General features: G+C 73.9%; 2 protein-coding genes. Both read left to right on the plus strand.

What is annotated here, in order from left to right; genetic code table 11:
• Positions 1-39 precede the first annotated feature (39 nt).
• Positions 40-9,504: an amino acid adenylation domain-containing protein gene (locus ABZW03_RS22205; RefSeq protein WP_355260857.1), complete on the plus strand. Its 9,465-nt coding sequence runs from the start codon at positions 40-42 to the stop codon at positions 9,502-9,504.
• A partial coding sequence (locus ABZW03_RS22210) for an amino acid adenylation domain-containing protein (protein ID WP_355260855.1) occupies positions 9,504-16,237 on the plus strand: 6,734 nt, incomplete at its 3' end. The genes ABZW03_RS22205 and ABZW03_RS22210, both read left to right, overlap by 1 nt.

Consider the following 16,237-nt stretch of genomic DNA (forward strand, 5'->3'; position numbering starts at 1 on the left):
GCGGTGCTCTGGGAGGGGCTGTCCCAGCCGCTGCAGGTGGTGCTGCGGCAGGCTCCGCTGGCCGTCGCCGAGATCGCGCTTGCGGCCGGTGCCGATGCGGTCTCCCTGCTGCTGGCGGCCTGTCCGTCCGCGATGAACATCCGCCGGGCGCCTCTTCTTGATCTGACGGTCGCTCAGGATATTGCTGGTGACCGGTGGTTGGTGGCTCTGCGGAGCCACCACCTGATCCGTGACCACCAGGCGCTGGAAGTCCTGCTGGACGAGGTGCGGGCGCACCTGGAGCAGGACGTCGAGCGGCTGCCGGAGCCGGCGCCGTACCGCGACTTCGTGGCGCACGCGCGCCTCGCGGTCACGGCCGACGAGCACCGCGCGTTCTTCGAGCGGGTGCTCGGCGGAGTGGAGGAGCCGACGGCGCCGTACGGCGTGCTGGGCATCCATGGTGACGGCAGCGCGGCCGGTGAGACGGTCGTCGAGCTGTCGGCCGAGCTGGCTGTGCGTGTGCGGGAGTTGGCGCGTCGGAACGGTGTCAGCGCGGCGGCGTTCTTCCACCTGGCGTGGGCGCGGGTCGCGGCGGCGACGACGGGACAGAGCCACCCCGTGTTCGGGACCGTCCTGCTCGGCCGGATGGACGCGGGCGGTGCGGCCAGCCGTACGCCGGGTCTGTACATCAACACGCTGCCGATCCGGGTGGACGCCACCCAGCGGCTGGACGCCGGACTGCGTTCGGCCCAGGCGCAGTTGGCCGAGCTGCTGAACCACGAGCACGCACCGCTGGCGCTCGCCCAGCAGGTGACCAGCCTGCCGGCGCAGAGCCCACTGTTCACGTCTCTGCTCAACTACCGGCACAGCAAGCCGAGTTCGGCATCCGGTCAGGGGAACCTGCCGGAGACCGGGATCGCGGGCATCGACATCCTGTACGCCCACGAGGGCAACAACTACCCGTTGACGGTGTCCGTGGACGACACCGGTGTCGGGTTCCGGTTCACGGTGCAGGCGTGTGCGCCGATGGACTCCGAGGTGGTCTGCGGTCTGCTGTGTACGGCGGTGGAGAACCTGGTCGGCGGGCTGGAGGCGGACTCCGCTGTCACGCTGGACCGGGTCTCGGTTCTGGACGACGGGCAGCGGGAGTTGGTGCTGCGCGGGTGGAACGACACCGTGCGCGAGGTGCCGGTGGGGACGCTGCCGGAGCTGTTCGAGGTTCAGGCTGCCCGGACGCCGGAGGCCACGGCCGTGGTGTTCGGTAGTGGTGCGGCGCGTGAGGTGGTGTCGTACGCGGAGTTGAACGAGCGGGCGAACCGGTTGGCGCACCTGCTGGTGGCCGAGGGTGTCGGGCCCGAGCACCTGGTGGCGGTGTGTCTGCCGCGCTCGGTTGAGCTGGTGGTGTCGTTGCTGGCGATCGAGAAGGCGGGTGCGGCGTATCTGCCGCTGGACCCGGACTACCCGGCGGAGCGTCTGGCCTCCACGCTGGAGGACGGCCGTCCGACGGTCCTGGTGACCGACAGTGTGACGATGGATGGGGCCCTGTCGGTCGGTGTCCGTCGGATCGACCTGGACGCTGCCGAGACGGTCAACGCCCTGAGCGTGCAGGCGGTTTCGAATCCGGTGCGTGTGGGTCACGGCCCGCAGAGTCCGGCGTACGTGATCTACACCTCGGGTTCCACGGGTCGCCCCAAGGGCGTCGTGGTGGCGCACGACGGTGTGGTGAACCGCTTGGCGTGGATGCACGAGGACTACGGTCTGACGGTGTCGGACCGGGTGCTGCAGAAGACCCCGGTCGGGTTCGACGTCTCGGTCTGGGAGTTCTTCTGGCCCCTGACCACGGGCGCGACCCTCGTGGTCGCGCGTCCGGACGGGCACCGCGACCCGGCGTACCTGGCGGAGGTGATCCGCGCCGAGGGCGTGACCGTCACGCACTTCATCCCCTCGATGATGCAGGTCTTCCTGCTGGAGCCGGCCGCCCGCACGTGCACCTCCCTGCGCGCGGTGTTCGCGAGCGGTGAGGCGCTCTCCCCGGAGCTGCGGGACGCGTTCCTGCGCGATGTGGGAGCGCCGCTGCACAACCTCTACGGCCCCACGGAGGCGTCGATCGACGTCACCGCCTGGGAGTGCGCGCCGGGCACCGAGACCGTGCCGATCGGCGGCCCGGTCGCCAACACCCGCGTCTACGTCCTGGACGCCACGCTCCGTCCGGTGCCGGTCGGTGTTCCCGGCGAGCTCTACCTCGCCGGTGTCCAGCTGGCCCGGGGCTACCTGAACCGTCCGGGTCTGACGGCGGAGCGGTTCGTCGCCTGCCCGTTCGGCGAGTCCGGCGAGCGCATGTACCGCACCGGTGACCTCGCCCGTTGGCGGGAGGACGGCACCCTGGACTACCTCGGCCGGACCGACGACCAGGTGAAGGTGCGCGGTTACCGTATCGAGCTGGGCGAGATCGAAGCGGCCGTCCTCGGCCGGCCCGGTGTGGCCCAGGCGGCCGTGATCGTCCGCGAGGACGTCCCCGGCGACAAGCGCATCGCCGCCTACCTCGTCCCCGCCACCGGTGCGACCGTGGACACCACCGAGGTCCGTACCGGGCTGGGCACCGTCCTGCCCGAGTACATGGTCCCGTCCTCGATCACGCTCCTGGACGCGCTGCCGCTGACCGTCAACGGCAAGCTCGACCGCCGTGCTCTGCCGGCCCCCGAGACCACCGCGATCCAGGAGGCCTACCGCGCACCGCGCACCGCCGACGAGGAACTGCTCTGCGAGGCGTTCGCGGAGGTCCTCGGCCTGCCCCAGGTGGGCATCGACGACAACTTCTTCGAGCTGGGCGGCCACTCCCTGCTCGCCGTCACCCTGGTCGAGCGGCTGCGCTCGCGCGGCCTCCAGGTCTCCGTCCGGGCTCTGTTCCAGGCCCCGACGGCAGCCGGCCTCGCGGCCGTCGACACCGGCCAGGCCTTCGTCGTGCCGGAGAACCGCATCCCGGCCGACGCGACCGTCCTCACCCCGGACATGGTCACGCTGGCCGAGCTGAGCCAGACGGACCTCGACCGGATCGTCGACCAGGTCCCCGGCGGCGCGGCGAACATCGCCGACGTCTACCCGCTGGCCCCGCTGCAGGAAGGCATCTTCTTCCACCACCTGCTCGACGCCGACCAGGGCCGCGACGTCTACATCGTCCCGGTGGTCCTGGGCTTCGACTCCCGGAGCCGCGTCGACGCCTTCGTGACCGCACTCCAGCACGTCGTCGACCGGCACGACATCCTGCGCACGGCCGTTCTCTGGGAGGGCATTTCCCAGCCGCTCCAGGTCGTCCTGTGCCAGGCGCCGCTGGCCGTCGAAGAGGTTGTTCTCACCGGAGACCCCGCCGATGACGCGGTGGCCCGCCTGCTGGCGGCCTGCCCGCCGTCGATGGACATCCGCCGGGCGCCGATGCTCGATCTGACGATCAGTCACGCAGCCTCCGGCGACCGCTGGTTGGTCGCTCTGCGCAGCCACCACCTGATCCGCGACCACCAGGCGCTCGAGATCCTGCTGGACGAGGTGCGCGCGCACCTGGAGCACGAGGAGGGCGGCCTGCCGGCACCCGCGCCGTACCGCGACTTCGTCGCCCACGCCCGCCTGGCGGTCACTCCGGAGCAGCACCGCGCCTACTTCGAGCGCGCGCTCGCCGAGGTCGAGGAGCCCACCGCGCCCTACGGCGTGCTGGCCACGCGCGGCGACGGCACCGACACCGGCGAGGCCGTGGTCGAACTGTCGGTCGAACTGGCCGCCCGGGTGCGGGAGTCGGCGCGGCGCCACGGCGCCAGTGCCGCCGCGCTGTTCCACCTCGCCTGGGCCCGCGTGGCCGCCGCCACCACCGGCCAGACCCACCCCGTCTTCGGCACCGTGCTGCTCGGCCGGATGGACGCCGGGGACACGGCGAGCCGCACCCCGGGCCTGTTCATCAACACGCTGCCGATCCGGATCGACGCCACCCGGCCGCTGGACGCCGGACTGCGCGCCGTGCAGGTCCAGTTGGGCGAGCTGCTGCGGCACGAGCACGCCCCGCTGGCGCTCGCCCAGCAGGCGACCGGCCTCCCGGCCCAGAGCCCGCTGTTCACCTCGCTGCTCAACTACCGCCACAGCAGGCCGCGTTCCGAGTCCGCGTCGAGCGATCTGCTGGAGACCGGGATCGCGGGCATCGAGATCCTCCACGCCCGCGAGCGGAACAACTACCCGGTCACGGCCTCGGTGGACGACACCGGCGTCGGCTTCCGGCTCACGGTGCACGCCGCCGAGCCGATCGACTCCGACACCGTCTGCGGCCTGCTGCACACCGCCGTCGAGAACCTGGTCGGCGCCCTGGAGACGCACCCCGCCACCCCGCTGGACACCGTCGCCGTCCTGGACGAGCGCCGACAGGACCAGCTGCTGCGCGACTGGAACGACACCGCGCGGGAGCTGCCGGCCGCGACGCTGCCGGGGCTGTTCGAGGCGCAGGCCGCCCGGACGCCGGACGCGGTCGCGCTGGTGCGCACCCGCGCCATGGACCAGGACGGCACGGAAGCCGCGGGCGCCACGGCCGGCACGGACCACGAGACGCTGACCTACGCCGAACTCGACGCCCGCGCCGACCACTTGGCCCGCGTCCTGGCCGGCCACGGGGTCGGGCCGGAGACGCCGGTCGCCGTCGGCATGCACCGCTCCACGGAGCTGGTCACCGTCTTCCTGGCGATCGCCAAGGCGGGCGGCGTGTTCGTCCCGCTGGACCTGCGCTCGCCCGAGGCGCGGATCGCGGCCATCCTGGCGGACGCCCGGCCGCACCTGCTGGTGGCCGACTCCGCCCTGCGGGAGCACCGGGTCGTGCGCGCGGCCGAGGAGCAGGGCGCCCGGGTCCTCCTCGTCGACGCCGACGTCCTCGACGCCGACGTCCTCGACGCCGACGTCCTCGACGCCCCCGCAGCGGACGCCCCGGAGCCCGTGGCCCCGGCGCGGGTGCTGCCGGACCAGGCGGCGTACATCATGTACACCTCCGGCTCCACCGGCACCCCCAAGGGCATCGTCACCACGCACGCCGACCTCGCCGCCCTCGTGCGGGACTCGCGCTGGAACGTCGGCCCGGCCGACCGCGTGCTGTTCCACGCCCCGCACGCCTTCGACGCGTCCACCTACGAGCTGTGGGTCCCGCTCGTCCACGGCGGCAGCGTCTCCGTCGCCCCCGAGGTCAAGCTCGACGGTTCCACCCTGCACCGGCTGATCGTCGACACCCGGGCCACCCACGTCCACGTCACCGCCGGGCTCTTCCGCGTCATCGGCGAGGAGAACCCGGAGATCTTCGCCGACGTGACGGAGGTCCTCACGGGCGGCGACGTCGTGCCGCCCACCGCCGTCGCGCGGCTGCTCGACGCCCTCCCGCACCTGACCGTCCGCCACCTGTACGGTCCGACCGAGACCACGCTGTGCGCCACCCAGCACGCGATGGCCGCCGGGGCCGAGCTGGGGCACACGCTGCCCATCGGCAGCCCGATGGACGACACCCGGGTGTACGTGCTGGACGCCGCGCTGCGGCCGGTGCCGGTGGGGGTGCCCGGCGAGCTGTACATCGCCGGCACCGGGCTGGCCCGGGGCTACCTGAACCGGCCGGGCCTGACGGCGGAGCGCTTCGTGGCCTGCCCGTTCGGGGCCGAGGGCGAGAGGATGTACCGCACCGGTGACCTGGCGCGTTGGCGCGAGGACGGCACCCTCGACTACCTGGGCCGCACCGACGACCAGGTGAAGATCCGCGGCTTCCGGATCGAGCTGGGCGAGATCGAGTCCGCCCTGCTCGCCCGGCCGGGCGTGGCCCAGGGCGTGGTGGTCGTCCGCGAGGACGTCCCCGGCGACAAGCGGCTGACCGCCTACGTGGTGCCCGAGGCGGGCACGGCGGTGGACACCGCCGCCCTGCGCGCGGAGCTGGCGGCGGTGCTGCCGGACTACATGGTCCCGTCCGCGGTGCTCGCCCTGGAGGCGCTGCCGCTGACGGCCAACAGCAAGCTGGACCGCCGCGCTCTCCCGGCGCCGGACCACGCGGCGGCGCTGGAGGCGTCCTACCGGGCGCCGCGGACGCCGGAGGAGACCCTCCTGTGCGCGGCGTTCGCGGACGTCCTGGGCCTGCCGCAGGTCGGCGTCGACGACGACTTCTTCGAGCTGGGCGGGCACTCGCTGCTGGCCACCCGGCTGGTCGGCCGGGTCCGCTCGGCCCTGGGGGTGGAACTGCCGCTGCGGGCGGTCTTCGAGAGCCCGACCGTCGCCGCGCTGGCCCCCCGGCTGTCGAAGGCGGAGCAGGCCGCGCCCGCGCTGGTCGCCACCGCCCGTCCGGACGTGCTGCCGCTCTCCCTGGAGCAGCGCCGGATGTGGTTCCTCAACGAGCTGGACGGCGCGAACGCGGCCTACAACATCCCGCTGGCGCTGCGGTTCGCGGGCGCCCTGGACCGGGCGGCGCTGGCCGACGCCCTGCGGGACGTGGTGGAGCGGCACGAGGTGCTGCGGACGGTCTTCCCGGCCCCGGCCGGGGAACCGCGCCAGCGGGTCCTCGCCGCGGACGAGTACCGCTGCGAGCTCGCGGTGGTCCCGACGGCCGCGGCGGACCTCGACGGGCTGCTGGCCCGGGAGACCGCCCGCCCGTTCGAGCTGGCCACCGAGATCCCGATCCGGGCGACCCTGTTCGAGCTCGGGCCCGAGGAGCACGTCCTGCTGGTGGTGATCCACCACATCGCCGGCGACGGCTGGTCGATGCGGCCGCTGGCCCAGGACCTCTCGGCGGCCTACACGGCGCGCGGCGCCGGAGCCGCGCCCGCCTGGGCGCCGCTCCCGGTGCAGTACGCCGACTACACGGTGTGGCAGCGCGAGCTGCTCGGCGCGGACGACGACCCGGGCAGCGTGCTGAACCGTCAGCTCGCCTACTGGGAGAAGACCCTCGACGGCGCCCGGCAGCAGCTGGAGCTGCCGGCCGACCACCCGCGCCCGGCGGCGCTGACCCACCGCGGCGGGACCGTCGAGCTGGACGTCCCGGCCGAGCTGCACGAGGAGCTGACCCGGCTCGCCCGGGCCGAGGGGGTGACCATGTTCATGGTCCTCCAGGCCGCCCTGGCCACGATGCTGTCCCGGCTCGGCGCGGGGGAGGACATCCCGATCGGCACCGCGGTCGCCGGGCGCACCGACGCGGCCATGGACGACCTGGTCGGGTTCTTCGTCAACACCCTGGTGCTGCGGACGGACCTCTCCGGTTCGCCGACCTTCGCCGGCCTGCTGCACCGGGTCCGCGAGGCGGGCCTGGAGGCGTTCGCGCACCAGGACGTCCCGTTCGAGCGCCTGGTGGAGAGCCTGGCCCCGGCCCGCTCGCTGACCCACCACCCGCTGTTCCAGGTCATGCTGGTCCTCCAGAACAACGAGGGGGCCGCCCTCGACCTGCCCGGGCTGGCCGTCAGCGCCCTGCCGAACACCAGCTGGCAGGCCAAGTACGACCTCGACTTCACCTTCGAGGAGTGCTTCACCGCGGACCGGCGCCCGGCCGGCCTGCGCGGCCGCATCGTCTACGCCCGGGACCTCTTCGAGCACGGGACGGCCGAGCAGTTCGGCGCCAGGCTGCACCGGGTGCTCGCGGCGATGGCCGCCGACCCGCGCCAACCGGCCCACCGGGTCGAGGTGTTGGGCGAGGCGGAGCGGGAGCTGGTGCTGCGGGGGTGGAACGACACGGCGCGTGGGGTGCCGGCGGTGACGCTGCCGGAGCTGTTCGAGGCGCAGGCGGCCCGGACGCCGGGTGCGGTGGCGGTGTCGGACGCGGCCGGAAGCCTGAGCTACGCGGAGTTGAACGAGCGGGCGAACCGGCTGGCGCAGCTGCTGGTCGAGGGCGGTGTCGGGCCGGAGGACCTGGTCGCGGTGTGCCTGCCGCGCTCGACCGAGCTGGTGGTGTCGCTGCTCGCGATCGGCAAGACGGGGGCGGCGTACCTGCCGCTGGACCCGGACTACCCGGTCGAGCGGCTCGCGGCGACGGTGGCCGACAGCGGCCCCGTGGTGCTGCTGACCACCACGCGCGTCGGCGCGGCCGCGAAGGTGGCCGAGGGCGTCCGACGGATCGACCTCGACGCCACCGGGACCGTCGAGGCGCTGGTCGCGCAGGCTGCTGCGAACCCGCAGCGCCCGGGCCACCGTCCGGAGAGCCCGGCGTACGTCATCTACACCTCGGGGTCGACGGGTCGGCCGAAGGGTGTGGTGGTGACGCAGGCGGGCCTGGTCAACTACGTGGTCCGGTGTGTGGAGGCGTACCCGGAGGTCGGGGGGCTGACGGTGCTGCACGCGTCGGTGTCCTTCGACGCGGGTGTGACCGGCCTGTACGGCGCGCTGGTGTGCGGTGGCGAGGTGGTCGTCGCGGCGCTGGACGACGCTCTGCCGGGGGTGTTGGGCGGTCGTCGTCCGTCGTTCATGAAGGTGACGCCGAGCGCGCTGGCGGTGCTGGACTCGCTGGGTGACGTGGTGAGTCCGTCCGGTCGGCTGATGGTGGGCGGCGAGGCCGTCCAGGCGGCGGCCGTGGCGCAGTGGCGGGAACGTCATCCGGGTGTCGCGGTGGTGGACCACTACGGTCCGACGGAGGCGACGGTCGGCTGCACCGACTTCCTCCTCCCCGAGGAACTGGACGGGTCGGAGGTCGTGCCGATCGGCCGGCCGATGTGGAACACCCGGGCGTACGTCCTGGACGCGGCCCTGCGGCCGCTTCCGGTCGGCGTCCCCGGCGAGCTGTACATCGCCGGTGTCCAGCTGGCGCGCGGCTACCTGGGCCGTCCGGACCTGACGGCGGAGCGGTTCGTCGCCTGCCCGTTCGGGGCCGAGGGCGAGCGGATGTACCGCACCGGCGACCTCGCCCGCTGGCGGGCCGACGGCACCCTCGACTACCTGGGTCGCACCGACGACCAGGTGAAGGTGCGCGGCTTCCGGATCGAGCTGGGCGAGATCGAGTCGGCGCTGCTCGCCCGGCCCGGTATCGCCCAGGGCGTGGTGGTCGTCCGCGAGGACGTCCCCGGCGACAAGCGGCTGACCGCCTACGCCGTCCCGGCCGCCGGTGCCGGGGTGGACCCGGCCGAGGTCAAGGCCGCCCTGGCCACCGTGCTGCCCGACTACATGGTCCCGTCGGCCGTGGTCGCGCTCGACGCGCTGCCGCTGACCGTCAACGGCAAGCTGGACCGCCGGGCCCTGCCGGCCCCGGACCGCACCGCCGAGCTGGAGGCCTCCTACCGCGCCCCCCGGACGTCCGAGGAGACCCTCCTGTGCGAGGCCTTCGCCGAGGTCCTCGGGCTGGAGCGGGTCGGCATCGACGACAGCTTCTTCGAACTCGGCGGGCACTCCCTGCTGGCCACCCGGCTGGTCAGCCGGATCCGTTCGGCCCTGGAGGTCGAACTGCCCCTCCGGGCGATCTTCGAGAGCCCCACCGTGGCGGGCCTTTCGTCCCACATCAACCGTCCCAAGCGCACCAGGCCCGCCCTGCGTCGTCGCACCAGGCAGGAGGAGATCTGATGATCCCGTTGTCGTACGCTCAGCAGCGGCTGTGGTTCCTCGGGCAGTTGGAGGGGCCGAGCGACACCTACAACATCGCGCTCCCCCTGCGGCTGCGCGGCGCCCTCGACCGCGAGGCCCTGCGGGACGCCCTGCGGGACGTGGTGGAGCGGCACGAGGTCCTGCGGACGGTCTTCCCGGCCAAGGACGGCAAGCCGTACCAGCAGGTGCTCGCCCCCGAGCAGGCCCGGATCGACCTGCCGGTGACCGAGGTGGCCGCCGCCGACCTGCCGGCGGCGCTGGCCGAGGCCTCCCGGTACACCTTCGACCTGGAGCGCGACATCCCGCTGCGGGCCTGGCTGTTCGCCACCGCGCCGGACGACCACGCGCTGATCGTCGTGGTCCACCACATCGCCAGCGACGGCTGGTCGCGGGCCCCGCTCGCCCGGGACCTCTCGGTCGCCTACGCGGCGCGCCGCGGCGGTCAGGCGCCCGCGTGGGAGCAGCTCGAGGTCCAGTACGCCGACTACACCTACTGGCAGCGGGACGTGCTCGGGGACGACGACGACCCGGAGAGCCTCCTCAACGAGCAGCTGGCGCACTGGCGCCAGGCGCTCGCGGGCATGCCGCACGAGCTCGAACTCCCGGTGGACCGGCCGCGCCCCACCCGCGCCTCGCACGTGGGCGGCGTGGTCGACCTGACCGTGCCCGCCGAGCTCCACGAGCGGCTGGTGCGGACCGCCAAGGCCGAGGGCGCCACCGTCTTCATGGCGGCCCAGGCGGCGCTCGCCGTCCTGCTGTCGCGGCTCGGCGCCGGCGACGACATCCCGATCGGCGTCCCGATCGCCGGGCGCCTGGACGAGGCCCTGCACGACCTGGTCGGCCTCTTCGTCAACACCCTGGTGCTGCGCGCCCGGGTGGCCGACGAGGCCACCTTCCGCCAGTTGCTGCGGCAGGTCCGGGAGACCTCGCTGGAGGCGTTCTCGCACCAGGAACTGCCGTTCGAGCGCCTGGTCGAGGACCTCGCGCCGGCCCGGTCGATGTCCCGCCACCCGCTGTTCCAGGTGACCCTGAGCGTCCAGAACAACGCGGACGCCGTGCTGCGGCTGCCCGGCCTGGAGGTCGAGCCGCTGGGCGGCGAGCAGCGCCCGGCCAAGTTCGACCTCGACGTCCAGCTCGGCGAGCGGTTCGACGCCCAGGGCCGGCCCGCCGGCCTGTCCGGCAGCATCACCTTCGCCGCTGACCTCTTCGACGCGGCGACCGTCGAGGCGATGGCCGAGCGGTTCGTCCAGGTCCTCGACTCGGTGCTCGCGCAGCCCGACCGGCCGCTCGGGCGCCTGGAGGTGACCGGCCCGGCCGAGCGCCACCGCCTGCTGGAGGCCTGGCACACCCCCGCGCGGAGCACCCGGCCGGCGGCGACCCTGCCGGAGCTCTTCGCGGCGCAGGTCGCGCGGACGCCGGACGCCGTCGCCGCGGTCCTCGGCGACGAGCGGCTCGGCTACGCGCAGCTCGCCGAGCGCTCGGACGCGCTGGCCGCCCTGCTGGTCCGCGAGGGCGTCGGGCCCGAGACCTCCGTCGCGGTCTGCCTCGAACGGTCGCTGGACCTGGTCGTGGCCCTGCTCGCCGTGCTCAAGGCCGGCGGCGCCTACCTGCCGATCGACCCGTCCTCGCCGTCCGACCGGATCAGCTTCATCTTCTCGGACTGCGCCCCCTCCGTGGTGATCACCTCCACCGCGTCGGCCGGCGCGGTCGCGCACGAGGACGCCGTCCGCCGGGTGGTCCTGGACGACCCGGAGACCCGCGCCCGGCTGTCCGCCGGCAAGGGCGACACGGTGCTGCCCGCCGAGGTCCCCGGCGCGCTCCGTCCGGCGAACGCCGCGTACATCATCTACACCTCGGGCTCCACCGGCCGCCCCAAGGGCGTCGTCGTCCCGCACGAGAACGTGGTGCGGCTGTTCGACGAGACGCAGCCGTGGTTCGAGTTCGGCGCCGACGACGTCTGGACCTGGTTCCACTCCTTCGCCTTCGACTTCTCGGTGTGGGAGCTGTGGGGCGCCCTGCTCCACGGCGGGCGCCTGGTCGTCGTGCCGGTCGAGGTCTCCAGGTCGCCGGCCGAGTTCCTGCGCCTGCTGGTGGACGAGGGCGTGACCGTCCTCAACCAGACCCCGTCCGCCTTCTACCAGCTGGCCCAGGCGGACGCCCAGCACCCGGCCCTCGGCTCCGAACTCCGGCTGCGCACCGTGGTGTTCGGCGGCGAGGCGCTCGACGCCGGCCGCCTGCGCGAGTGGTACGCGCGGCACCGGGACGACGCCCCGCGGCTCGTCAACATGTACGGGATCACCGAGACCACCGTGCACGTGAGCCACCTGCGGCTCGACGAGTCGACGGCGGTCGACGGCACCCTCGGCAGCCCGATCGGCGAGGGCATCCCCGGACTGCGCGTCTACGTGCTGGACGCCGGGCTGCGGCCGGCCCCGGTCGGCGTGCCGGGCGAGATGTACGTCGCGGGCGGCCAGTTGGCGCGCGGCTACCTCAACCGGCGCGGCCTGACCGCGGAGCGGTTCGTGGCCTGCCCGTTCGGCGAGGCCGGGCATGGGCCCCTCCTGCCCGGTGGCGGGCAAGGAGGGAGGATGTACCGCACCGGTGACCTGGCGCGTTGGCGCGAGGACGGCACCCTGGAGTACCTGGGCCGCACCGACGACCAGGTGAAGATCCGCGGCTTCCGGATCGAGCTGGGCGAGATCGAGTCCGCCCTGCTCGGCCAGGCGGGCGTGGCCCAGGCCGCCGTGATCGTCCGCGAGGACGTCCCCGGCGACAAGCGGCTGACCGCCTACGTGGTGCCCGAGGCGGGCGCCGAGACCGACACCGCCGTGCTGCGCGGCGCCCTCGCGACGGTGCTGCCGGAGTACATGGTCCCGTCCGCGGTCGTGGTGCTGGAGACGCTGCCGCTGACCGTCAACGGCAAGCTGGACCGCCGCGCCCTGCCGGCGCCGGACCGCGGGGCGCTCCTGGGCGCGTCCTACCGGGCGCCGCGCACGGCGGACGAGGAACTGCTCTGCGAGGTGTTCGCGGAGGTCCTCGGGGTGGAGCGGGTCGGCATCGACGACAACTTCTTCGAGCTGGGCGGGCACTCCCTGCTGGCGGTGACGCTGGTGGAGCGGCTGCGCTCGCGCGGCCTGCCGGTGTCGGTGAAGGCACTGTTCCAGGCCCCGACGCCCGCCGGGCTGTCGGCGGCCGAGGAGGCCGGCCGGGCCTTCGTGGTGCCGGAGAACCGCATCCCGGCCGACGCGACCGCGCTGACCCCGGACATGGTCACGCTGGCCGAGCTGAGCCAGGCGGACCTCGACCGGATCGTCGAGCGGGTGCCCGGCGGTGCGGCGAACGTCGAGGACGTCTACCCGCTGGCGCCGCTGCAGGAGGGGATCTTCTTCCACCACCTGCTGGACGCCGAGCAGGGCCGTGACGTCTACATCCTGCCGACGGTGCTGGCCTTCGACTCGCGCGAGCGGGTCGACGCCTTCGTGACCGCCCTGCAGGCGGTCGTCGACCGGCACGGCATCCTGCGCACGGCCGTGTTGTGGGAGGACCTGCCCCAGCCGTTCCAGGTGGTGCTGCGCCGGGCCGTTCTGCCCGTACACGAGGTCGTGCTGTCCGGTGGCTCCTCGGACGGCGCGGTGGCCCGGCTGCTGGCGGCCTGCCCGCCCGCGATGGACATCCGCCGCGCCCCGATGGCCGACCTGACGATCGCTCAGGACAGCGACGGCGGCCGGTGGTTGGTGGCTCTGCGCAGCCACCACCTGACCCGCGACCACACCGCGCTGGAGATCCTGCTGGACGAGGTGCGGGCGCACCTGGAGCAGGACGTCGAGCGGCTTCCGGAGCCGGCGCCGTACCGCGACTTCGTCGCCCACGCGCGGATGGCGGTCACCCCGGAGCAGCACCGCGCCTACTTCGAGCGGGTGCTCGGTGAGGTCGAGGAGCCGACGGCGCCGTACGGCGTGCTGGACACCCACAGCGACGGCAGCGACACCGGCGAGGCGATCGTCGAGCTGTCGGCCGAACTGGCCGACCGGGTGCGGGAACAGGCGCGTCGCCACGGCGTCAGCGCCGCCGCGTTCTTCCACCTGGCGTGGGCCCGCGTGGCCGCCGCGACGACCGGCCAGACCCACCCGGTCTTCGGCACCGTCCTGCTCGGCCGGATGGACGCCGGCGGCACCGCGCACCGCACCCCGGGCCTGTACATCAACACCCTGCCGATCCGGATCGACGCCACCCGGCCGCTGGACGCCGGACTGCGCGCCGTCCAGGTCCAGTTGGGCGAGCTGCTGCGGCACGAGCACGCCCCGCTGACCCTCGCCCAGCAGGCCACCGACGTCCCGGCGCAGAGCCCGCTGTTCACCTCGCTGCTCAACTACCGCCACAGCCCCGGCGCCGCGAACGAGGGCACCGGCCTCGACGGCGTCCAGGTGCTGTACGGGCACGAGCGGACCAACTACCCGCTCACGGTGTCGGTGGACGACACGGTCGTCGGCTTCCGGCTCTCCGTGCAGGCCGTCCCCGCGATCGACCCGGACGTGGTGTGCGGTCTGCTGCACACCGCCGTCGAGCGCCTGGCCGGCGAGCTGGAGCAGGACTCCGCCGTCACGCTCGACCGGCTCCCCGTCCTCGACGACCGGCAGCTCGACCAGCTGCTGACCGGGTGGAACGACACCGCGGCCGAACTCCCCGCCGCGACCCTGCCGGAGCTCTTCGAGGCGCAGGCCGCCCGGACGCCCGAGGCCGTCGCCCTGGTCACCGCGGGCGGGAGCCTGACCTACGCGGAGCTGAACGCGCGGGCCAACCGCCTGGCGCACCTGCTGGCGGCCGACGGGGTCGGCCCCGAGCAGCTGGTCGCGGTCTGCCTGCCGCGCTCGGCCGAGCTGGTCGTGTCGCTGCTGGCCGTCGCCAAGGCGGGCGCCGCCTACCTGCCGCTCGACCCGGACTACCCGGTCGAGCGCCTGGCGACGACCCTGGCCGACGGCCGTCCCGCCGCGCTGGTCACCGACCGCGCGACGACGGACGAGGCGCTGGCGGCGGACGCCGGCGTCCGGCGGATCGACCTGGACAGCCCGGAGACCGTCAACGCGCTGGCCGCGCAGGCGGTTTCGAACCCGGAGCGGGTGGGCCACCGTCCGGAGAACCCGGCGTACGTCATCTTCACCTCGGGCTCCACCGGCCGCCCCAAGGGCGTCGTCGTCCCGCACTCCGCGCTGAACAACTTCCTCGCGGCGATGAACGACCGCCTGCGGGTCACCGAGCGGGACCGGCTGCTGGCCGTCACCACCGTCGGCTTCGACATCGCGGGCCTCGAACTGCACCTTCCGCTGGTGACCGGCGCCGCCGTCGTCCTCGCCGACCGCGACGAGGTGCGCGACCCGGACGCCCTGCGCGCGCTGCTGGTGCGCGAGGCCGTCACCGTCATGCAGGCCACGCCCAGCCTGTGGCGGGCCCTGGCGGAGGACGAGGTCCTCCGGTCCGTCCGGGTCCTGGTCGGCGGCGAGGCGCTCCCCGCCGAGCTGGCCCGTACCCTGGCCGGCACCGCCGCCTCCGTCACCAACCTCTACGGCCCGACCGAGACGACCATCTGGTCCACGGCCTCGGCCGTCGCGGCGGACACCCCGGTCTCCATCGGCCGGCCCATCCTCAACACCCGGGTGTACGTACTGGATTCCGCCCTGCGGCCGGTCCCGGTGGGCGTGCCCGGTGAGCTGTACATCGCCGGCGACGGCCTGGCGCGCGGCTACCTGGGGCGCCCGGACCTGACGGCGGAGCGGTTCGTGGCCTGCCCGTTCGGGGAGTCCGGCGAGCGCATGTACCGCACGGGCGACCTCGTGCGGTGGCGCGAGGACGGCACGCTGGAGTACCTGCGCCGGACCGACGACCAGGTGAAGGTGCGCGGGTACCGGATCGAGCTGGGCGAGATCGAGTCCGCGCTGCTCGGCCAGGCGGGCGTGGCCCAGACCGTCGCGGTCGTCCGCGAGGACGTGCCGGGCGACAAGCGCATCGTCGCCTACGTCGTTCCGGCGGTGGACGCGGGTGCGGAGCTGGACTCCGCGGCGCTGCGGGACGCGCTCGCGGTGACGCTGCCCGACTACATGGTCCCCTCCGCCGTGGTCGTGCTGGACGCGCTCCCGCTCACCGCGAACGGGAAGATCAACCGCCGCGCCCTGCCGGCGCCGGACCGGGCGGCGCTGCTGGAGGCCTCCTACCGGGCGCCGCGCACGGCGGACGAGGAACTGCTCTGCGAGGTGTTCGCGGAGGTCCTCGGGGTGGAGCGGGTCGGCATCGACGACAACTTCTTCGAGCTGGGCGGGCACTCCCTGCTGGCCGTGAAGCTGGTCGAGCGGCTGCGCGCCCGTGGCCTGCAGGTGTCGGTGAAGGCGCTGTTCCAGACGCCGACGCCGCTCGGCCTGGCGGCCGTCGAGGCGGGTCAGGCGTTCGCGGTGCCGGAGAACCGGATCCCGGCCGGCGCGAGCGTGCTGACGCCGGACATGGTCACGCTGGCGGAGGTCACCGAGGACGACCTCGCGCGGATCGTGGAGCAGGTGCCGGGTGGTGCGGCGAACGTCGCCGACGTCTACCCGCTGGCGCCGCTGCAGGAGGGGATCTTCTTCCACTACCTGCTGGACGCCGATCAGGGCCGGGACGTCTACACGCTGCCGACGGTGCTGGGCTTCGACCGGCGGGAGCGGGTCGACGCGTTCGTGACCGCGCT

It is taken from the genome of Kitasatospora sp. NPDC004799 (genome assembly GCF_040609095.1).
GTDB lineage: Bacteria > Actinomycetota > Actinomycetes > Streptomycetales > Streptomycetaceae > Kitasatospora.